Annotated in this window: 15 protein-coding genes and 1 pseudogene; 7 read left to right on the top strand and 9 right to left on the bottom strand. The window is 71.5% G+C overall.

Going from position 1 to position 21,021, the window contains the following annotated elements:
- Window positions 1-238: 238 nt before the first annotated feature.
- Complete coding sequence (locus ACXVGS_RS03525; protein WP_458536625.1) at window positions 239-430, bottom strand: hypothetical protein; 192 nt, start codon at window positions 428-430, stop codon at window positions 239-241.
- 122 nt (window positions 431-552) lie between these two features.
- Between ACXVGS_RS03525 and ligD the strand changes: the two genes are divergently transcribed.
- Window positions 553-1,590 (top strand): non-homologous end-joining DNA ligase, encoded by a 1,038-nt coding sequence (gene ligD, locus ACXVGS_RS03520; protein WP_458536624.1) that lies wholly within the window; start codon window positions 553-555, stop codon window positions 1,588-1,590.
- Between the two features lie 136 nt (window positions 1,591-1,726).
- Window positions 1,727-3,046 carry a glycosyltransferase gene (locus tag ACXVGS_RS03515; protein WP_458536623.1) on the top strand — a complete coding sequence of 440 codons (1,320 nt, stop codon included), beginning with the start codon at window positions 1,727-1,729 and terminating at the stop codon, window positions 3,044-3,046.
- Between the two features lie 48 nt (window positions 3,047-3,094).
- On the opposite strand, the gene ACXVGS_RS03510 is transcribed toward ACXVGS_RS03515, so the two are convergent.
- From ACXVGS_RS03510 to ACXVGS_RS03495, 4 genes are all read right to left on the bottom strand, one after another.
- Window positions 3,095-3,955 carry a hypothetical protein gene (locus ACXVGS_RS03510; RefSeq protein ID WP_458529718.1) on the bottom strand — a complete coding sequence of 287 codons (861 nt, stop codon included), beginning with the start codon at window positions 3,953-3,955 and terminating at the stop codon, window positions 3,095-3,097.
- A 303-nt stretch (window positions 3,956-4,258) separates the two neighbouring features.
- On the bottom strand, window positions 4,259-7,408 hold the full coding sequence (locus ACXVGS_RS03505; protein ID WP_458531651.1) for an efflux RND transporter permease subunit: 3,150 nt from the start codon (window positions 7,406-7,408) through the stop codon (window positions 4,259-4,261).
- On the bottom strand, window positions 7,405-7,863 hold the full coding sequence (locus tag ACXVGS_RS03500; RefSeq protein WP_458529716.1) for a hypothetical protein: 459 nt from the start codon (window positions 7,861-7,863) through the stop codon (window positions 7,405-7,407). The genes ACXVGS_RS03505 and ACXVGS_RS03500 overlap by 4 nt, the downstream gene beginning before the upstream one ends.
- A gap of 13 nt (window positions 7,864-7,876) precedes the next feature.
- Window positions 7,877-11,062 carry an efflux RND transporter permease subunit gene (locus ACXVGS_RS03495; protein WP_458536622.1) on the bottom strand — a complete coding sequence of 1,062 codons (3,186 nt, stop codon included), beginning with the start codon at window positions 11,060-11,062 and terminating at the stop codon, window positions 7,877-7,879.
- Between the two features lie 192 nt (window positions 11,063-11,254).
- On the opposite strand from ACXVGS_RS03495, the pseudogene ACXVGS_RS03490 reads away from it, so the two are divergent.
- A pseudogene (locus ACXVGS_RS03490) lies at window positions 11,255-12,325 on the top strand (ATP-dependent DNA ligase).
- 52 nt (window positions 12,326-12,377) lie between these two features.
- Window positions 12,378-13,550 carry an alpha/beta hydrolase family protein gene (locus ACXVGS_RS03485; protein WP_458531648.1) on the top strand — a complete coding sequence of 391 codons (1,173 nt, stop codon included), beginning with the start codon at window positions 12,378-12,380 and terminating at the stop codon, window positions 13,548-13,550.
- A gap of 54 nt (window positions 13,551-13,604) precedes the next feature.
- Here the strand turns inward: ACXVGS_RS03485 and ACXVGS_RS03480 are convergent, their stop codons facing one another.
- Window positions 13,605-14,405: a pyrimidine reductase family protein gene (locus ACXVGS_RS03480; protein WP_458532989.1), complete on the bottom strand. Its 801-nt coding sequence runs from the start codon at window positions 14,403-14,405 to the stop codon at window positions 13,605-13,607.
- 42 nt (window positions 14,406-14,447) lie between these two features.
- Here ACXVGS_RS03480 and zapE point away from each other — a divergent pair, with 42 nt between their 5' ends.
- Window positions 14,448-15,494 carry a cell division protein ZapE gene (gene zapE / locus ACXVGS_RS03475; protein ID WP_458532988.1) on the top strand — a complete coding sequence of 349 codons (1,047 nt, stop codon included), beginning with the start codon at window positions 14,448-14,450 and terminating at the stop codon, window positions 15,492-15,494.
- A 15-nt stretch (window positions 15,495-15,509) separates the two neighbouring features.
- Complete coding sequence (locus tag ACXVGS_RS03470; protein WP_458529710.1) at window positions 15,510-16,367, top strand: polyphosphate kinase 2 family protein; 858 nt, start codon at window positions 15,510-15,512, stop codon at window positions 16,365-16,367.
- Between the two features lie 30 nt (window positions 16,368-16,397).
- On the opposite strand, the gene glgX is transcribed toward ACXVGS_RS03470, so the two are convergent.
- The 3 genes from glgX to ACXVGS_RS03455 all read right to left on the bottom strand — a co-directional run bounded on the left by glgX (window position 16,398) and on the right by ACXVGS_RS03455 (window position 19,934).
- Complete coding sequence (glgX, locus tag ACXVGS_RS03465) at window positions 16,398-18,533, bottom strand: glycogen debranching protein GlgX (RefSeq protein WP_458536621.1); 2,136 nt, start codon at window positions 18,531-18,533, stop codon at window positions 16,398-16,400.
- Window positions 18,534-18,695: 162 nt separating this feature from the next.
- Window positions 18,696-19,262 (bottom strand): YceI family protein, encoded by a 567-nt coding sequence (locus ACXVGS_RS03460; protein WP_458531643.1) that lies wholly within the window; start codon window positions 19,260-19,262, stop codon window positions 18,696-18,698.
- Window positions 19,263-19,418: 156 nt separating this feature from the next.
- On the bottom strand, window positions 19,419-19,934 hold the full coding sequence (locus tag ACXVGS_RS03455) for a nitroreductase/quinone reductase family protein (protein WP_458529707.1): 516 nt from the start codon (window positions 19,932-19,934) through the stop codon (window positions 19,419-19,421).
- Between the two features lie 150 nt (window positions 19,935-20,084).
- Between ACXVGS_RS03455 and ACXVGS_RS03450 the strand changes: the two genes are divergently transcribed.
- The gene (locus ACXVGS_RS03450; protein ID WP_458529706.1) at window positions 20,085-20,897 is read left to right on the top strand and encodes a hypothetical protein; all 813 of its coding nucleotides are present in this window, start codon (window positions 20,085-20,087) and stop codon (window positions 20,895-20,897) included.
- Window positions 20,898-21,021: the final 124 nt, after the last annotated feature.

The raw sequence follows: 21,021 nt of genomic DNA, 5'->3' as shown, positions 1-21,021 counted from the left end.
CGCTCGGTGCCGGCCTGGCGCAGCACCTGGTACTCCGCAGGGCTGAGCTCGGCGCGCCACTCCTCCTCGGTGCGGGCCACGGGGTAGGTGCGCTCGTCGGTCATGGGGGTCCTCCTGACGGGACGTCGGAACCAGCTCACGGTCTGGTCAACCCTGCCGGCAGGCTGAACGTTCCCGGGCGGGCGGGGCAACGGCATACCAGCCGGTTTGCCGTGGCCGTGCCGGACAGGCGCGCCTGTCAGGGTTGCGTGCCGATGGCCTGCGGGGTGCCGCGGTGTCCGGCCGGTTCGGCGAAGATCGCCTTGACCGCGTCGGCGCGGGCGGAGGAGTCCGCCGGCACGTCGATGAGCATCAGGCCGGTCACCACGAGGGCGGCCGAGGCGGCAAGGACCTGCCAGGAGGAGCGGGGCAGGGCGGGGGCGGCGGGCATGGGAATGCTCCTGAGAGGGGACTGCGGGGACGCGAAGGACACTAGGGCCCGAAATGTCTGAATTCTGTTGCAGGATGGCATATTTCACGCAAATTCGCGGAGGCGGACCTAGGGTGGCTGGCATGAGCGCGGCGACGGTCCTCGAGGTGCCCGGCCCCGACGGGGCGACCCGGCAGGTGCGGGTGTCCAGCCCGGACCGCGTGATGTGGCCCGACGTCGGGGTGACCAAGCTGGAGCTGGCGGAGTACGTCGCAGCCGTCGGGGACGGACTGCTGCGTGCGGTCGGCGACCGGCCGGTGACGCTGCAGCGCTACCCCGACGGGATCGAGGGGGAGGCGTTCTACTCCAAGAACCCGCCGCGTGGCGTGCCGGAGTGGACCCGGACGGTGACCTGCACCTACCCCTCAGGGCGCCGGCACCCGCAGCTGGTCGTCGACGAGGTCGCGACCGCGGTCTGGGCGGTGCAGATGAACACCGTGACCTTCCACCCGTGGCCGGTGCGTTCGGCGGACAACGACAACCCCGACGAGCTGCGCATCGACCTCGACCCGCAGCCAGGCCGGGACTTCCGCGACGCCGTCGAGGCCGCACTGGCCCTGCGCGAGCTGCTGCAGGAGCTGGGCCTGACGCCGTGGGTGAAGACGTCGGGCAACCGGGGAGTGCACGTCCATGCCCGGATTCGCCCGACGCACGAGTTCCTCGACGTGCGGCACGGTGTCATCGGCGTGGCCCGCGAGCTCGAGCGCCGGCTGCCGGACCTGGTCACCACGGCGTGGTGGAAGGAGGAGCGCGGCGAGCGGGTCTTCGTCGACTTCAACCAGGCATGCCGGGACCGCACCATCGCCTCGGCCTACAGCCCCCGCCCGCTGCCCGGCGCACCGGTGTCCATGCCGGTGACCTGGGAGGCGCTGACCGACGTGGCCCCCGGCGACTTCACCGTCCGGACCGCGCCGGGGATCGTCGCCAGCGACGGCGACGCGTGGGCGGGCATCGACGCGGCGGTCGGAGAGGTTTCCGCAGCGATCGCGTTGTGGGACAAGGATGTCCACGAGCGCGGGCTGGGCGAGATGCCATTCCCGCCGGACTACCCCAAGATGCCCGGCGAGCCGATGCGGGTGCAGCCCTCGCGGGCCCGCAAGGTCGACCAGGCCGACGCCTGACGGGCCCGACGCCTGGCGGCCCGATGCCTGGCGGCCCGATGCCTGGCGGGCCCAGGCGCCTGACCGTCCTTCTGCTCGATGACGGGCCGGCGCGACGCTCGTTCACTGGAACGGTCGGAGCCCGGAGGTGAGGTGGATGAGCCGGCAGTCGCTCACGATCCTGTTCATGCCCGAGTCGGCGTACGGGCCGACCAACAACTGCATCGGCATCGGCGACGTGCTCCGCAGACGGGGGCACCGGGTCGTCTTCGCGGCCGAGGCCTCGTGGAAGGGGCGGCTGGCCCCGCTGGGTTTCGAGGAGGAGCTCGTCGATCTGTCGCCGCCCGCGGAGGGCGAGGGGCCGGCCGGCGGGGAGCAGGACGCCGGCCGGTTCTGGAAGGACTTCATCCACGAGACCGCGCCCGAGTTCCGCAAGCCCACGATCGAGCAGCTCGAGACCTTCATCAGGCCGACCTTCCAGGCGCTCATCGACGGTGCCGTCTACTGCCAGCCCAGGCTGAGGCAGATCGTCGCGCAGGTGCGGCCGGATGTCGTCGTCGAGGACAACGTCGTCAGCTTCCCTGCGTTGCTCACTGGCGGCGCGCCATACGTGCGGATCATGTCCTGCAACCCGCTCGAGGTGCGCGGCCCCAAGGTCCCGCCGACCTTCTCCGGACTGCCCTGCGGCGACAGCGGCGGGTGGGACGCGTTCCGCACGGAGCGCGAGCGGACGCTCCGTCCCCTGTGGGAGTCGTTCAACGCGTGGGTCCAGGAGCAGGGCGCCCCCGCGCTGCCGGACCTCGACTTCGTGCACACCTCGGAGCACCTCAACCTCTATGTGTACCCCGAGGCCGTGGACTACCCGCGGGCGATGGGCCCCACGTGGCACCGCCTGGAGTCGAGCGTCCGCGCGACCGAGGCAGAGCTCGCGCTCCCGGACGTGGTCACGGACCGGCCGGAGGGCTCAGCCCTGGTCTACCTGTCGCTGGGGTCGCTGGGCAGCGCCGACGTCGGGCTGATGAAGCGCCTCGTCGACGTCCTGTCCCGCACGCCGCACCGCTACATCGTCTCGACGGGGCCGTGCCACCGGGAGTACGAGCTCGCGGGGAACATGTGGGGTCAGGAGTTCCTGCCGCAGACGAAGATCCTGCCCCTCGTCGACCTGGTGCTCACCCACGGCGGCAACAACACCACGGTGGAGGCGCTGCACTTCGGCAAGCCGATGGTCGTCCTGCCGCTGTTCTGGGACCAGTACGACAACGCCCAGCGGATGGCGGAGACCGGGTTCGGCGTGCGGCTGGACACCTACGCGTTCACCGAGGAGGAGATGCGCGCCGCGATCGACCGGCTCCTGGGCGACGAGCCGTTGCGCGCCCGGCTGGCCCAGGTGTCAGCGCAGATCCGCTCCCACGACGGGGTCCGCCGTGCCGCGGACCTCATCGAGGCCACGGCCCTCAGCCGGCAGCGTCCACGATGACGCTGCCGGCTGGAGGCGGTGGCCCAGTGCGCGACCGGACGCCAGGTCCTACTGGACCGTCGCGGTGCGGGCGTAGACGTTGCTCACCCGGTGGCCCCGGCGGTCCATCATGCGCACCTGCTGGTCCACGGCCTGCAGCGCGCTCGCGCTGAGGTGACGCAGGCTGGCGAGGACCAGTCGCTCCTGGGAGTCGCCACCGATGGCGCCGACCTTGATCAGCCCGACCCCTGGCGCGTAGTACTTCACCTGGGTGCCGCTCGTCGGGTCGAGCGGGCTGGTCTCGTGGGTGACCAGGACGTTGGAGTAGCAGTTGACGGGGACGCAGATCCGCTGGCCCGTCGCGAACACCGTTGTCACGTCGAAGAAGTCGATGCGCGGGACCAGGCCCTCGGTGTAGGTGTTGCCCACTCGCGGGTGCGCGAGCATGTGGATGCCGCCCTGGGCGCCGGCCAGCCCGTTGATCCAGGTGCTGGGCGCCCCGGTGAACTTCCCGTTGTCGAACTCCTCCGGGTACTCGCCCATGTTCCACACGGTCCCGTTGTCGTCCTGCGCGAAGAAGGCCAGCTCGGCCTCCACCACCTCACCGCCGGTGTTGTCGATGTCGAGGATCACCCGCGTGTTGACTCCGTTGATCACCTTGGTCAGGTCGGTGACCGTGAACGTCACCGTGTGCGGGGTGACCGTGCCGGCCTCGGTGATGGTGCCCTTGTAGAAGAACTCGGTGCCGGGCACGAGCGGGAAGTAGGGGTTGTCGATGCGGGTGGGGTTGCTGAACTTCCCCATCGGCGGGGGTGGCACGACCTTGGTGCCCGTGGCCGCGGTGGCCGGCACCGCCAGGGCGAGCAGGGGCAGCGCCACCAGCGCGGCCACGAGGGTCGGCCGGCGACGTAGGCGCGATGTTCTGGGCATGGGCTCTCCTCGCAGGTCAAATTCCGTGGTCGGGCATCCCCCGGGAAGCTGTGGGTGTGCTCCAGTTTGCGTGCGCCTCCTACGGCCGAGATCGTCCGACGGTGCGGCCACCGGTGCGGCGACGGCAGGACATGGTCGGCAGCCGACGGCGCAGGTGGGTCATGCACGTGGTGGAGGCAGATGGCGTAGGCCACGGTTGTCATCGCCGCGGCTCGGGGCGGCAATCCCTCGTGTTCACAAGCAGATACAGGTATGCCGTGCCCCTCCAGGTGAGGGGCACGGCATACCTCGGGGCGCGTGGGCTCAGCCGGTGTTGGCCGCTTCTGCGCGCCGGAGCTCCCGCATCCGGGACCGCAGGTACAGCGAGGGCACGACCAGCAGGTTGAGCAGGGTCGAGGTGACGAGGCCGCCCAGGACGACGATGGCCAGCGGGTGCTCGATCTCGTGGCCGGGCCGGTCGCCGAGGACCACGAGGGGCACCAGGGCCAGCCCGGTGGCCAGGGTGGTCATGAGGATCGGCGAGAGCCGCTCCCGCGCCCCGCGCAGGACCAGGCCCGGACCGACCGGTTCGCCCTCGTCCCGCTCCAGGGTCTGGAAGTGGTTGATGAGCAGGATGCCGTTGCGGGCCGCGATGCCGAAGACGGTGAAGAAGCCGACCAGGGACCCGAGCGAGATGACCCCGCCGGTGAACCACGCCGAGAGCACACCCCCGACGAGGGCCATCGGCAGCGTGGCGAGGATGAGGAAGGCCAGCCTCCAGCGGCCGAACGAGGCCTGCAGCAGCATGAGGATGGCGAAGACGGCCAGGGCCGCGGATCCGAACAGTGTGCGCTGGGCCGACTGCCGCTCCTCGTACTCACCGATCACCTCGGCGTGGTAGCCCTCCGGGAAGCTGACCGTGTTCACCTTGGCCTGGATCTGCTGCACGATCGAGCCAAGGTCGCCGCCCTCGAAGCTGGCGCCGACGTCCAGTCGCCGCGAACCGCCCTCGCGGTCGATGCTGTTGGGGTTCGGCCGGACCGCCACGTCCGCGACGTCCTTGAGGCGCACCCGCTGGCCCGAGGAGGTGTCGAGCGTGAGGTTCTGGATGGCGGTGACGCTGTTCCGGCTGCTCGGGGTGCTCCAGACGACCGTGTCGTACGCCTTGCCCGCGCGGAAGATGTCGCCGACCTCCTCGCCCGCCACCAGGGTCGAGGCCGCCCGGCGCACGTCACCGGGTTTGATCCCGTAGCGCTGGGCCTTGGCGAGGTTCACCGTGACCTCGATCTGGGGCACGTCGGACGAGATGTCCACGTGGGCGTCGACCGTCCCGGGGACGGCGGCGACGAGCTTCTGGATCTGCGCGGCCTTGGACCGCAGCACGTCGAGGTTCTCCCCGAAGACACGGACGATGATCGGCTCCTTGCCGCCGGTCAGGACCTCCTGGATGCGCTCGTCGAGGTAGGTCTGCACCTCGCGGAACAGGCCGGGGTGCTGCTCGGCCACGGCGTTGACCTTGTCGAGTGTCGCCTCGTAGTCCACGGACGGGTCGAGGCTGATCCAGTTCTCGCCGAGGTTGACCCCGGCCACCTCCTCCCCGAGCAGCGCCTGCCCGATGTGCGCGCCGAACGACCGCACCCCCGGTATCGCGCGCAGCTCCTTGCTGACGGCAGCGGTGGAGCGCGCCATCTCCGCGTCGGAGGTGCCCGGGGTGGTCACCCAGTGCATGAGCAGGTCGCGTTCCTTGAACGCCGGGAAGAGCGACGACCCCAGGTGCGGCACGATGACGGCAGCGGCGATGGTGAGCACGCCGAAGGCGGCGTAGACCGGGCGCGGTCGACGGACCACCCGGGCCAGCAGCCAGGTGTAGCCGCGCTGCAGGACCTTGACGACCGGGGACTCGCGCCGCTCGATGGGGGCCTTGCGCAGCAGGAGCAGCGTCAGGGCGGGGGTGACCGTCAGGGCCACGACCATCGAGGCCAGGATCGCGAGCGTGTAGGACCACGCCAGCGGCCGGAAGAACGCCCCGGTCAGGCCCTGCAGCAGGAAGACCGGCACGCTCGCCGCCACGATGATCAACGTGGCGTAGACGATGGGGCTCCTGACCTCCAGGGAGGCGTCGAGGATGATCGACGCGGTCGACCGGCCGGTGCCGGCCCGGCGGTTCTGCCTCAGGCGTCTGACGATGTTCTCCACGTCGATGATCGCGTCGTCCACGACCGCGCCCAGGGCGATGACGATGCCGGCGAGGGTCATCGTGTTGACCGTGTCGCCCCGGAGGTAGAGCACGTACATCGTCGCGACCAGCGACAGCGGGATGGTGATGAGGCTGATCAGGGCCACCCGCCACTCGAACAGGAACAGGCCCAGGATCACCACGACGAGCAGGAAGCCCAGGACCAGGGCCTGGGTGAGGTTGGAGATGGCCAGCTTGATGAAGTTGGCCTGCTGGAAGATCGTCGTCTTGAACTGGATGTCGGGCAGGCCGGGCTGGAGCTGCTTGAGCGCGTCCTCGACGCCCTGAGTCATCTGCAGGGTGTTGGCCCAGGGCAGCTTCTCCACGACGAGGAGGATCCCCGGGGTGTCGTTGATGATCGCGTCACCGAAGAGCGGCTGGTTCGTCTCCTCGACCGTGGCGACGTCACCGAGCTTCACCGGGCTCTTCCCGGTCGCCCGGACAGGCACCTGGGCCATGTCCGCGGCGGTCGTGATCGGCAGGACGTTGCGCACGCCCAGCCGCTGGTTCGGCGTCTCGAGACTGCCCCCGGTGCCGATGACCGCACCGCTGGAGAACTTCAGCAGCCCCGAGTCGACCGCGTCCGAGGTGACCTGCATGACCTGGTCCAGGGTCACGTCGTGGTCCGCCAGCTTCGGCGGGTCGACCTGGACGGTCATCAGCTGTAGCCGCTCGTTCCAGATGGCCACGTTGGCCACGCCAGGCACCTGCAGCAGCCGGGCACGGATGGTCCAGTAGGCCATCATCGACATCTCGATGAGCGAGTGGCTCTTGCTCGTCATGCCGACCTGCATCGCCCGGCCGGTGGCGGAGACCGGCGCCAGCATCACCGGCGGGGCCGCCCAGGTGGGCAAGTTGGGGATCACCGTGGCCAGCCGCTCCTGGACCAGCTCCCGGTCGCGGAACAGGTCGGTGTCCGGCTTGAAGACGAGCTCGATGGAGTTCAGCTGCGGGACGGACTTCGAGCGCAGGTCGTCCAGCCCTTGCAGTCCGTAGAGCGCCTGCTCGAGGGGGACGGCGACGAGCTGCTCGACGTCCGAGGTCGACAGGCCCAGGCAGGCGGTCTGGATGACCACCCGGGGCGGCGCGAACTCCGGGAAGACGTCCACCCGCATCGACGACAACGACGAGATGCCCACGGTCATCATCGCGACCGCCGCCGCGACGACGATGTACCGGAAGCGCAGGCTGCCGCTGACGATGCGGCGCATCAGCCCGCCGCGCCCCGGGGAGGTCATTCCTCACCGCTGATGTCGTACTCGACGCCCAGCAGCTCGGGGGAGCCGACCGTCACCACCTTGGTCCCCACGGCGGGTCCCTTGGTGAGGACGGCCAGGTCCCCGGAGATGTAGTCGACCGTGATCGGCTTGCGCAGGTAGGTGAGCGCCCCGGTCTGCGCGTAGGTCCACGAGCTGCCGTCGCGGTCGTAGACCACCGCCGAATAGGGGATGACCAGCCGGTGGGCGGAGCGGACGCCGTCCGGGGAGGTGGCGTCGGCCAGACGAGCCGGCGCCGTGGCCAGCCCCAGGCGGCTCGCCGCCTCCGACGACAGGTGCACCGCCGGGACGGGTGAGCCGACCACCGCCACCACGGAAGCCGGCGGGGCCACGGCCTTCTCCGTGGCGGTGGCCCCCGAGCAGGCCGTTGCCCCCGCGAGCACGATGCCCGCCGCGATCAGCACCTTCAACCTCATGGCCATCTCCCGTTCATCGCCCGTCGGCCGGCGCCGCAGCGGCGCTCGCGGGACCGGTCACGTGCGGTTCGTCCGGACGGGCCGGCCCACGGCCGGCCGTCGTCAGCAGGTACAGCGCAGGAAGCACCACCAGGGCGGTCAGGACGTAGGTCACCAGACCGCCGAGGACGGCGACCGCCATGGGTTGCAGCAGCTCGAGCCCGGCCACGTTGAGGACCAGGGGCGGCAGGAACACCGCGGCCACGGCACAGCTGGTGAGCAGGACCGGCAGCACGCGCTCGCTGGTGCCCCGGCGTACGACGTCGGCGCCGGTGACCTCACCGTTGCCGGCGCTGCCCCGGCCGTCCCCGCTCTCGATCTCGAGCTCCTGGTAGCGGCGTACCTGCCCCAGCAGGCCATGGCTCGCGATACCGAGGACGGCCAGGAGGCCGGCCACGAACCCGACCGACCCGTTGGTCCCGAAGGCCAGGCCGGTCACGAGGCCACCGGCGCACGCCAGCACGATCATCACCGTGAGCAGCGCCGCGCGGCGCCAGCTGGAGGTGGCCGCCTGCAGGAGCAGGACGCCACCGAGCAGCACGGCGAGGACGTACAGCAGCTCACGTCGGTTGAGGGCCTGGTCGTCGACGGCGGAGCCGATGACCTCCGCGTGGTACTCCAGCGGCATCGCCATCCTGGCGACCCGCGCCCGAAGGTCCGCGACGACGGCGCCCGGGTCGCGGCCGCTGATGCCCGCGGTGACGTCCACCGAGCGGGCGACGCCGTTGTGCTCGATGGCCGTCGGCTCGCTGACCAGCCGCACGGTGGCGACCTGGCTGAGTGGCACCTGCTTGCCGGACGGGGTGTCGAGGCGGATGGCCTCCAGGCCCGGCAGGCTGGCCCGGGTGGTCGCCTTGCCCAGGACCACCACGTCGAAGATCTTCTGCTCCTCGTAGATGCTGCCGACGGTCAGGCCGGACACCAGCGTCGTGGCGTCCCGGCGCACGTCGCCGGGGGCCAGCCCGAGGCGTCGCGCCGCGTCGAGCTTGACCTGGATCTCTACGGTGGGCTGGGTCAGCTGCTGCTCGACTCTGGGCCCCACCACGCCGGGCACGTCGCGCATCATGTCCTGCAGCTCGCGGGCCTTGGCGCGCATCGTGGTGACGTCGATGCCGAACAGGCGCACGGTGAGGTCGCTCGGGGTCCGGGACGCGGTGTCGACCGTCTGCTGGGCGTAGCTGACCACCTGGCCGCGGACGCCGGGGTACTGCGCCAGCTCGCGGCGCACCCGCTCGATGGTCGCCTGCTCGTCCGCCGTGCGGTCCAGGGTCATCCAGAGCTCGGCGGCGTTGACGTTGACCGCCTGGTCCGCGGTGATGGCCCGTCCGATGTGCGTGCCGACCTCGGCGACACCGGGCAGCGTCCTGAGCACCGCGGCCTCCCGGTCCGTGATCCTCTCCGTCTCCCCGAGCGCGGTGCCGGAGGGCGTACGCAGCTGGACCAGCAGGTTGCGCTCGTGCAGGACGGGCAGCGACGGGGTCAGGTCCACCCGCGGCAGGAGCGCGACGGCCAGCACGGCCAGGACGGCGAGGGCGGCCAGCGGGATCGCGCGACGCGCGGGCGATCGGCGCGCGAGGCGGTCGCCGGTCCGCTGGAGCCAGCGCTCGACGGGACCGGTCGCGCCGGCCCGCTCGTGCTCGCCGAGCAGGATGACCGTCAGTGCCGGCGTGACCGTGAGCGCGACGACCAGGGACAGGACGAGCGCCAGCGCGTAGGCCGCCGCGGCCGCCCGCGTGAACGGCACCACCGACTCGCTCAGGAACAGCATGGGCGTGATGACGAGCAGACTGACCAGGGTGGCCGTCACGAGCGGGACCCGGGTCGCGGCCATGGCCTCGGCGACGACCGCCGTGGCGCCGGCGCGGCCACTGGTCGGCCCGCCGCGGGCCCGGATCCGGGCGCGTAGCCCCGTCACGCCGCTGACGGACTGCTCGACCACCGCGCCGACGGCGACCGCCAGGCCCAGCATGGTCATGCTCGTCATCGTCGTGTGGAACAGGAACAGCACGTATGCCGCGAGCACCAGGGGGACGGCGATGCCCAGGAGGCTCACGAGCAGGGCGCGCCACGACCACAGGACCAGGGCGAGGACCAGCACGAGCAGCACCAGCGAGGCGATTGCGGCCATCCCGAGGTTGTGGGTCGCCTCCTCGATGAAGGTCGCGGGGCGGTACAGCTGGGTGTTCACCGTGATCCCCTTCAGGCCGGGGGCCATGTCGGCCATCGCCTTCTCGACCGCCTGGGTGACCTCCTGGGTATTGGCCTCGGGGAACTTCTCCAGCACGAGGACCAGCCCGGCGCCACCGTCGACGATCGCGTCGCCGATGAGCGGCTGGTGGTCCTCGGCCACGGTGGCCACGTCGCCGAGTCGCAGGCCGCCCGTGCCCTCCACCGCGACGTTCGCGAGGTCCCCGGGGGTGGTGATCGGCAGCATGTGCTGCACCGCCATCCGCTGCGACGGGCTCTCGATGAAGCCCCCGGTGCCTGGCGTGGAGGCCTCGACGAACGTCAGGGGCGAGACCCACAGGGCGTTCCCGGCAGTCTCCAGGAGCTTGGTCAGGGTGAGGCCCTTGGCGTTGAGTGTCCTGGGGTCCACCTGGACCTGGAGCTGACGGTCGCGCTGGCCCCAGATGGAGACGTTGGCGATGCCGGGCACGCCCATCAGGCGGGGCCGGATCTTCCAGCGCGCGAGGATCGACTGGTCGATGAGGGACACCGACTTCGACGAGAGCGAGATCATCGCCACCCGGCTGGTCGCGGCCAGCGGCTGGATCATCAGCGGTGGCGTGCCGACGTTGGGCAGGGCGTGCGCCTGGGTCATCCGCTCCTGCACCATCTGCCGGGCGGTGTAGAGGTCCGTGCCGGGCTCGAAGGTCATGTCGATCTGGGACAGGCCCGGCATCGACAGCGAGTGGATGTGGGCCAGGAACGGCACGCCGTTGAGCAGGTCCTGCTCGAGTGGGACGGTGATGAGCTGTTCGACCTCCTGGGCCGAGAGGCCGAGCGCCTCGCTCTGCACCTGCACGGAGGGCGGGGTGAACTCGGGGTAGACGTCCACGGCTGCCGAGGGCAGCTGGACCAGGGCGAGGACCAGCAACGCCACCGCGGCGGCGATGACAAGCCTTCCCATCTTCAACCCCGAAGCGAGGACCCAGCTCATGCGACCACCCCGTCCCTGGGGACCAACACCTGACTCAGCCTCCTCCCGGGGTCGCCGCACAGGAATCCCACAGGTGGCCTAGGACGGGTGAGGTGCCCGGCGTACTCGAGCTCCTGACGCGGCACGCCGGAAGGACGAGGGGGTGGGGCGTTTCTGCCGCGCGACGCCGTGCCAGGTGGCGAGAATGGGCCCATGCGCCTACCCGTCATGCCACCCGTCGCGCCCATGTTGGCCAAGGCCGTCAAGGACCTGCCCTAGGCCGCGGTGAGCTTCGAGCCCAAGTGGGACGGTTTCCGCTCCGTGGTGTTCCGGGACGGGGACGAGGTCGAGATCGGCAGCCGCAACGAGAAGCCGATGACCCGCTACTTCCCCGAGCTGGTCGAGGCCTTCCGGGCCAACCTGCCACCGCGGTGCGTCGTCGACGGCGAGATCGTCCTCGTCGGCCCCGGCGGCGACCGGCTCGACTTCGACGCGCTGCAGCAGCGCATCCACCCCGCGGCCAGCCGGGTGGCCATGCTCGCCGAGCAGACGCCGGCCCGCTTCGTCGCGTTCGACCTGCTGGCCCTGGACGACGAGGACCTCACTGGCCGGCCGTTCTCGGAGCGCCGGGAGGCCCTGGTCCGGGCGCTCGCGGACGCCGAGGCGCCGGTGCACGTCACGGCTGCGACCACCGACCGCGACCTCGCCCGGCAGTGGTTCCACCAGTTCGAGGGCGCCGGGCTCGACGGTGTCGTGGCCAAGCCGCTCGACGGGGTCTACGCCCCGGACAAGCGGGTGATGTTCAAGGTCAAGCACGAGCGCACCGCCGACTGCGTGGTGGCCGGCTACCGGCTGCACAAGAGCGGGCCCGACGCGATCGGCTCGCTGCTGCTCGGGCTCTACGACGCCGACGGGGACCTCGCCTCCGTGGGCGTCATCGGCGCCTTCCCGATGACCCGCCGGCGGGAGCTGTTCCAGGAGCTGCAGCCGCTGGTCACCGGGTTCGACGACCACCCGTGGGCCTGGGGTCGGCAGGAGGAGGGCACCCGCACGCCGCGCAACGCCGAGGGTAGCCGCTGGGCGGCCGGCAAGGACCTGTCGTTCACCCCGCTGCGACCCGAGCGGGTGGTCGAGGTCCGCTACGACCACATGGAGGGCGTGCGGTTCCGGCACACCGCGCAGTTCGTGCGCTGGCGTCCCGACCGCGACCCCCGCTCGTGCACCTACGAGCAGCTCGAGGAGCCGGTGAGCTTCGACCTCGCCGACGTGCTCGGCCAGCAGTGACGCACCCGGCACCGCCGCACGGCGCGTCGGACCTGCCTGAGACGATGCGGCCATGCCGAGCCGTCGCCTGAGCCTGCGCAGGGGAGCCGCACTGGCCGGAGCCGTCGGCGCTGTCATGGCGGGTGCCTCCGCAGCCGGGAGCCTCGGCGCCGCAACGTACTTCGCCCGCCGCGTCCTCACCCCGGACCCCCGCCGGCCCGACGACACCGAGGTGCTGTCCGTCGACGGCGCGTCGGTGACGCTCGGCCTCACCGAGAACACCCGCCTGCCGGGCCGCTACGGGCTCTGGCTCGGCGGGGGAGAGGGGCATGCCCGTCTCGGGCAGGTCCTCGAGCTCGACGAGGCTGCCGGCCGGGTGCGTCGTGAGCTGCACGGCGTCGACTGCGGGCGGCTGGCACCCGGCTTCGCCCGGTGGAACCAGTACTACTACGGCCTCGCGCCGTCGGACTCGCTCGGCCTGGCCTGCGAGGACGTCCTCGTGCGCTCCGACGTCGGCGACCTGCCGGCCTGGCACGTGCCGACCGGGACCGGCGCCAACCGGCGCTGGGCCGTGCTCGTCCACGGCCGCGGTGCGCGCCGGGAGGAGTGCCTGCGGGCCGTCCCGGTGCTGCACCGGGCCGGCTTCGACTGCCTGGTCCCGATGTACCGCAACGACATCGGGGCGCCGGCCAGCCCGGACGGGCGCTACAACCTCGGCCTGTCGGAGTGGCGCGACGTCGAGGCCGCCATGGTCCACGCCATCGACCACGGCGCCGAGGAGGTGGTGCTGGTCGGCTGGTCGATGGGTGGTGCGATCGTGCTCCAGGCGCTGGTGCGCTCCTGGCTGGCCGACCGGGTGACCCGGGTCGTCCTCGACGCCCCGGTCATCGACTGGGCCGACGTGCTGCGCCACCAGGCCGCCCTCAACCGGGTGCCCGGGCCGGTCGGAGCGCTGGGCCGCTCGCTCATCGGGCGGCGCTCCGCCCGCCGGCTGGTCGGGGTCCACGAGCCGATCGACGTGGCCGAGACCGACTGGGTCGCCCGCGCCGACGAGCTGGCCCACCCGGTGCTGCTCATCCACTCCGAGGACGACGAGTTCGTCCCGGCCGGCCCGTCGGCCGCGCTGGCCGTGAAGCGGCCGGACCTCGTGCACTACGTGCCGTGGCGCGGGGCACGGCATACCAAGGAGTGGAACCAGGACCCGCAGCGCTGGGAACAGGTGGTGGGCGACTTCCTGTGCGGGTGACGTTGCCCGGCGGGTGTCACCCTGCGGGCGACATCCCTGCGCCGGTGGCCCGCCTCAGCCGGTGGCGGCGTCGGCACGCACCCAGCGGCCGAGCACGGTGCCCTCGGACTCGATGAGCACCCGCGGCACGAGGTGCTCGACGATCGAGGGCCCGGCGGTGATGCGGGTGTGGTCGCCGGCCACGATGGTCGGCGCGATGGTCAGGCAGAGCTCGTCGAGGTGGCCGGCCGAGACCAGGTCGTGCATGAGCTGCGGGCCGCCCTCGCACAGGATCCGGGTCAGCCCGCGCGCGGCGAGCTCCTTGATGGCCGCGTCGAGGTCGACCCCGTCGCCCCCGCGGACGATGACGTTGTCCGCGCCGAGCGCCGCGCGGGCGGCCTCGACGGCTTCCTCCGGCGCCCGCTCGCAGGTGAGGAGGATGACCTCGCCGGCGCCCTCGGGACGCTCGCGCAGCAGCGGAGGAAGCTGGGCCGAGCGGCTGGCCACGGCCAGCACGGGCGGGTCGGCGCGTCCGCTGCGGCCGCGGACGTCCTGCCACTGGGCCCGCGCGGCGATCGGGCGGTAGCCCTCGATCCGGGCGGTGCCGGCACCGACCAGAACCACGTCGGCGAGGGCGCGCAGCAGGCCGAAGACCTCGCGGTCGGCGCCGGTGTTGATCGACCCGGACCGGCCGTCGGAGCCGGTGGCGGCCCCGTCGAGGGTGGTCACGAAGTTGGCACGGACCCACGGCACGCCGCGGGTGGCGCTGCGCGGGTACTCGTAGAGCTCGGCCAGGGCCTCCGGGCTGAGCCGGCCGTCGCCCTCGTCGTCCGACGGGGCATCGGGGTGGGGTAGCAGCAGTCGCATCAGAGCCATCCTGTCACTGCTTGGCGGGTGTGGGTGCCTAGGCTGGAGCTCGTGTCGGAGACCGCAACGCAGGCGCCCCTGTCCACCCGCCGGCCCCAGGTGGACGCCTCGCGCCTCGTCGGGGAGCTGGTCCCCCCGCCGCGCTTCGACGTGGTCCGCTTCTCCACCTACCGCCCCGACCCGGCCCAGCCCAGCCAGGCCGCTGCGGTGCAGCGGCTGCAGGAGTATGCCGCGTCGCTGGGGGGAGCAGGCGGCTCGGGCGGCTCGCGGTGGCCGTGGGGGCGCCGGCGGTCGGCCACGGGGTCGGGGGTCTACCTCGACGGCGGCTTCGGGGTCGGCAAGACCCACCTGTTGGCCAGCCTCTGGCACGAGGCACCCGGACCCAAGGCGTTCGGCACGTTCGTCGAGCTGACCAACCTCGTAGGGGCGCTGGGCTTCGCGCGCACGGTCGAGGCCCTGCGCGGTCACCGGCTGGTGTGCATCGACGAGTTCGAGCTCGACGACCCCGGTGACACCGTGCTGATGTCGACCCTGCTGGCGCGGCTCGCCGAGGCCGGGGTGTCGCTGGCCGCGACCTCCAACACCCTCCCGGAGGCGCTGGGGGAGGGGCGGTTCGCCGCGGACGACTTCCTGCGCGAGATCGCCGCCCTGTCCAGCCGGTTCGAGGTGCTGACCGTCGACGGGCCGGACTTCCGCCACCGTGGCCTCGCGGCCGGTCCCGCACCGCTGTCCGAGGCCGAGGTCGTGGCCCGCGTCGAAGCCACCGGAGGTGCCCTCGACGGCTTTGACGAGCTGCTCGCCCATCTCGCCCAGGTGCACCCCAGCCGCTATGGCGCCCTGCTGGACGGGGTGACCTCGGTGGGCTGGCAAGGGGTGCACACGATCGAGGACCAGATGGTCGCGCTGCGCCTGGTCGTCCTGGCCGACCGCCTCTACGACCGGGACGTCCCGGTGTTCTCCAGCGGCGCCCCGCTCGGGGAGGTGTTCAGCGAGGAGCTGCTGCGCGGTGGATACCGCAAGAAGTACTTCCGCGCCGTGTCGCGGCTGACCGCGCTGGCGCGGGAGGCCAGCGGGGAGGTCGCGCACGGGCAGGGCTAGTGCGACCATCGGGCCATGGCTCACGTCACAGGGGACGGCCCGAGACCCTTCGGCGACGCGCTGCGGGTGGGGTCGGGCTTCCGGCTGGCCGACGTCGACCCGGCCTCCACCCCCGGCTTCGACGGCAAACGGCGCAACGCCGCAGAGCTGATGACCGAGACCGACGACGAGCTCGACGACCTGCAGGAGCGGCTCTACGCCGACGGCACCGCCGGGGGGAATCGGGCGGTGCTGCTCGTGGTGCAGGGCATGGACACCGCGGGCAAGGGTGGCATCATGCGCCACGTCGTGGGGTCGGTGGACCCCCAGGGCGTGCAGCACACGGCCTTCAAGGCGCCGAGCGAGGAGGAGCGGGCGCACGACTTCCTCTGGCGGATCCACAAGGCGCTGCCGCACGCCGGGCAGATCGGGGTGTTCGACCGCTCGCACTACGAGGACGTGCTCATCGTGCGCGTGCGCCGGTTGGTGCCCGAGGCGGTCTGGTCGGCGCGCTATGAGCAGATCAACGCCTTCGAGGCGCAGGTCAGCGCCGGCGGCACCGAGATCGTCAAGGTCATGCTCAACATCTCGCCGGAGGAGCAGAAGCTGCGGCTGATGTCACGCCTTGACCGGGCGGACAAGCACTGGAAGTACAACCCCGGTGACACCGACGAGCGCAAGCTGTGGGACGACTACATGGCTGCCTACCAGGTGGCGCTGGAGCGCTGCTCCACCGACGCTGCGCCGTGGTACGTCGTCCCCGCCGACCGGAAGTGGTACGCCCGGCTGGCCGTGCAGCAGCTGCTGCTGGAGCGGCTGCGGGCGATGGACCCGCAGTGGCCGACCGCCGACTTCGACGTGGCCGCCGAGAGGCGTCGCCTGGCCGCCACCTGAGGCGAGCACACGGCATACCGCTGCCCCGGGTCAGGTCCGGGGCTCGGGCTCCGGCTCCGGGGTGCGCAGCACGACGATGGCGCGGCCGGCCACCGGGTGCACCGACTTGGACTCCCACCTCTGCTGCTCCTGCGGCTCTACCGGGTCGGTGGTGTCGAGCACGACCTCCCACTCGGCGCCGTAGTCGCCCGGGGGCAGGGTGAATTCCACCGGCTCGCTGTGGGCGTTGAACAGCAGCAAGAAGTGCTGGTCGACGATCGGCCGGCCGAGACGGTCCGGCTCGGGGATCGCCTCGCCGTTGAGGAACACCATGAGGCTGCGCGCGTAGCCGTTGCGCCAGTCGAGCTCGTCCATCTCGGTGCCCTGCGGGGCGAACCACTCGATGTCGCCGAGCTCGCTGCGGCCACCGTGGGCCGCGTCGCCGGCGAAGAACCGGCGCCGGCGGAAGACCGGGTGGTTCTTGCGCAGCTGCACCAGCCGCGAGGTGAATGCCAGCAGGTCGTTGCGCTCGGCGTCGAGGTCCCAGTCGATCCATGCCAGCTCGCTGTCCTGGCAGTAGGCGTTGTTGTTGCCGCGCTGGGTGCGGCCGACCTCGTCGCCGTGGGCGATCATGGGCACGCCCTGGCTGAGCAGCAGCGTGGCCAGGAAGTTGCGCTGTTGCTGGGCGCGCAGCTCGTTGACCTCGGCGTCGTCGGTCTCGCCCTCGACGCCGCAGTTCCACGAGCGGTTGTGGCTCTCTCCGTCGTTGTTGTCCTCGCCGTTGGCCTCGTTGTGCTTCTCGTTGTAGGAGACCAGGTCGCGCAGGGTGAAACCGTCGTGGGCGGTGACGAAGTTGATCGAGGCGATCGGCTTGCGCGCGGACTGCTCGTAGAGGTCGCTGGAACCCGTGATGCGCGAGGCGAACTCGCCCAGCGTCGCCGGCTCACCACGCCAGAAGTCGCGCACGGTGTCGCGGTACTTGCCGTTCCACTCGGTCCACAGCGGGGGGAAGTTGCCGACCTGGTAGCCGCCGTCGCCGACGTCCCACGGCTCGGCGATGAGCTTGACCTGGCTGACCACCGGGTCCTGCTGCACCAGGTCGAAGAACGCCGAGAGCCGGTCGACCTCGTGGAACTGGCGGGCCAGTGTCGCCGCGAGGTCGAAGCGGAAGCCGTCGACGTGCATCTCCAGCACCCAGTAGCGCAGTGAGTCCATGATCAGCTGCAGCACGTGCGGGTTGCGCATCAGCAGGCTGTTGCCGGTGCCCGTGGTGTCGTAGTAGTGCGCCTTGTTGTCGTCGACGAGGCGGTAGAACGAGGCGTTGTCCAGGCCGCGGAAGGCGATCGTCGGGCCCTGCTCGTTGCCCTCGGCGGTGTGGTTGTAGACGACGTCGAGGATGACCTCGATGTCGGCCTCGTGCAGCGCCTTGACCATCGACTTGAACTCGGTGACCTGCTGGCCGCGGGTGCCGGTGGCGGCATACGCGTTGTGCGGGGCCAGGAAGCCGATGGTGTTGTAGCCCCAGTAGTTGGACAGGCCCTTGCCGGCGAGGTGGGTGTCCTGGACGAACTGGTGCACCGGCATGAGCTCGAGCGCGGTGACGCCCAGGCCCTTGAGGTGCTCGATCACCGCGGGGTGGCCGATCGCGGCGTAGGTCCCGCGGATCGCGTCCGGCACGTCCGGGTGGGTCATGGTCAGGCCCTTGACGTGGGCCTCGTAGATCACGCTGTCGTGGTACTCGTGAGCCGGCGGGCGGTCGTGGCCCCAGTCGAACCACGGGTTGGTCACCACCGAGAGCATGGTGTGGCCGAGGGAGTCGTCCTCGTTGAACACCTCGGGCTTGCCGAAGCGGTAGGAGAAGAGCGCCTCGTCGCCGTCGACCTGGCCGTCGATCGCCTTGGCGTAGGGGTCGAGCAGCAGCTTGGCCGGGTTGCACCGGTGGCCGTTCTCGGGGTCGTACGGACCGTGCACCCGGAACCCGTAGCGCTGGCCGGGCTGCACGGTCGGCACGTAGGCGTGCCAGACGTAGCCGTCGACCTCACGCAGGTCGATGCGGGTCTCGGTGTCGTCGTCGTCGACGAGGCACAGCTCGACGCGATCGGCGACCTCGGAGAAGACGGCGAAGTTCACGCCGCTGCCGTCGAAGGTGGCCCCGAGGGGATAGGGCTTACCCGGCCAGATGTCCATGAGGTCCTTCGCGTCAGGCGGTGCCACGGGGTGTGGTGGCCCCATTGTGTCCTGAACGCCCGGTTCGTGGGTGACGGCTCCGTGACGTGGACGGACACCGGGGCTGTGCCGGTATGCCGGCTTCGGCCGGTTCCAGCCGGGTCCGGCCGGTATGCCGGCCGGTCAGGCGGCCTTGTCGTCGACCTTCTTGATCGCGGAGATCTCGAACTCCAGGGAGATGCGCTCGGAGATCAGCAGGCCGCCGGAGTCGAGCGGGACGTTCCACTCGAGGCCGAAGTCGCGGCGGTTGATCCGGCGGCTGCCCTCGAAGCCCGCGCGGATGAAGCCGTCGTGGTCGGTGTCGACACCGAGCATCTCCAGCGGGATGACGACCTGGCGGGTGATGTCGCGGATGGTCAGATCGCCGGTGATCATGTAGGCGTTGTCCTCGACCTCCTCCACGTTGGTGCTGATGAAGGTGATCTCCGGCCACTTCTCCACGTCGAAGAAGTCTCCGCTCCTCAGGTGCCCGTCCCGCTGCTCGTTGCGGGTGTCGATGCTGGCCGCCTTGAGGATGACCCGGACCGAGCTCTTGGACATGTCGTCGAGGTCGGCCACGAACGAGCCGTCGACGTCGTTGAAGGCCCCGCGGACGGTGGCGACCATGGCGTGCTTCGCGGAGAAGCCGATCCGCGTGTGGGCGGGGTCGAACTCCCACTCGCCGTTGAGCACGGCGGCGTTGTCGGTCATGGGTTCCTCCGGGGGATAGGGGACAACCGCGTGAGTATGGCACGCACCCGACCCCGCTCCTCAAACTCGCCTATGGGGTGAAATGTCCGGTTCCCGGACGCCGTGGGCGCCCCGTGCGTCAGCGCGGATCGTCCGGGCCGCGCAGTGTGGGAAGGGTCACCGGACCGGTTCGACGGCTGCTTCGACGCGGAACACCGGGAAATGCGCGGCTACCGCCTCGAACTCGGCCAGCGGGGCGTGCCGGTCCATCGGCACGTGCGGGCGGGCCCCGGGGGCCTGGTCCAGGTAGCGCTTGAGGAACGGCGCGCGCTGGCCGGCAGGCACCTCCAGCAGCAGGACGGGCGTGGCCTGACGGCGCCGCAGCACCGCGCGGCCACCGGCGGCGCGCACGTTGCGCACCCAGCTCGTGTCCTCACCGAGCATCGAGACCACGTAGTGCCGGCCGCCGAGCTCGGCCAGCACCAGCGGGACGGAGATGGTGCGGCCCGTACGACGGCCGCGCACCTCCAGTGTGACCGCGCGGGCGGGCGAGAGCAGGCCGGCCGAGAACTGCCAGGCCGAGAGCCGGTTGGCGGCCCGGGCCAGGCTGCCCGGGCGTCCGTCGCGGTACATCCAGCGCCGGAACGCCTCCGTGCGCGCCCTGGCCGCCCGCCACAGCGTCCCTGTGTCCAAGCGACCACCTCCCGCCCCGCGTGCCGTCCCGACCACGATGGCCAGCCGGTGACTGCCGGGGCAGGGGCTCTGGTCCCGGAGGCGGTTGCCCGCCCGTGCGGGCCCGGCGAGACTCGCGGCACGGAGCCGGTCGGGTGCGAGGTGGTGCGGATGGGCTGGTACCAGCAGTTCTTCGTCGAGACCGGCCGGGCCGCGGCAGCCTGGGCCCTGCTCGGTTTCGTCGTGACGTTCGCGGTGACCCGCCTGGTGACGCGCCGGATCCGGGCCGCGGCGCTCGCGCGTGCCGCCGAGCCCAGTGCGCAGCACGCCCCGGAGGGGGCCGGCGACAGGGGCGGCAGCAGAGGCGGCCTGGGCGACGTGTACATCGGCGGGGTCCACGTCCACCACCAGGTGTGGGGGATCCTGCTGGTCCTGCTGACTGCCCTGCTGGAGTTCCGCTACGCGCCGCAGAGCCCGTGGGCCGAGGTGCTGGCCGCCCTGTTCGGCACGGGCGCAGCGCTGACCCTCGACGAGTTCGCCCTCTGGTTCCACCTCGACGACGTCTACTGGGGCCAGGAGGGGCGCAAGTCGATCGACGCCATCCTGCTCGGTGGCGCGCTCGGCGTCGTGCTGATGTTGCAGGCCTCACCGATCGGGGCGACCACCCGGCGCGCCGAGGTCGCCCAGTGGCTCTACGTCACCGAGGTCGGCATCCACCTGGCCACGGCGGGGATCTGCTTCGTCAAGGGCAAGATCGCCACCGGGATGATCGGCGTGGTGGTGCCGATCGTCGCCACCGTCGGGGCGATCCGGCTCGCCAAGCCGGACTCGGTCTGGGCGCGCCGCCGCTACGGGCCGGCCAAGCGCGTCAAGGCGCAGAGCCGCTTCGGTGAGGCCTACCGGCGGCGGCACGACCGGATCCGGGACCTGCTCGGCGGGGCCCTCCCCACGCCGGAGCACGAGGAGGGCGCCCGCCGGGACTGATGCCCGGCCAGGTGATGGTCGTGCTGGCGTCAGCGACGGTCCCGGCGGTCCTCACGACGGTCGGAGCGCCGCGACACCCCGTGTGAGACTACGGCGGCCGTGCCGACGACTGCGGCACCGCGTG

The organism is Oryzihumus sp. (assembly GCF_054325275.1).
The sequence above is the reverse complement of the archived record's forward strand: the minus strand, read 5'-3'. Positions and strand labels throughout refer to the sequence as shown.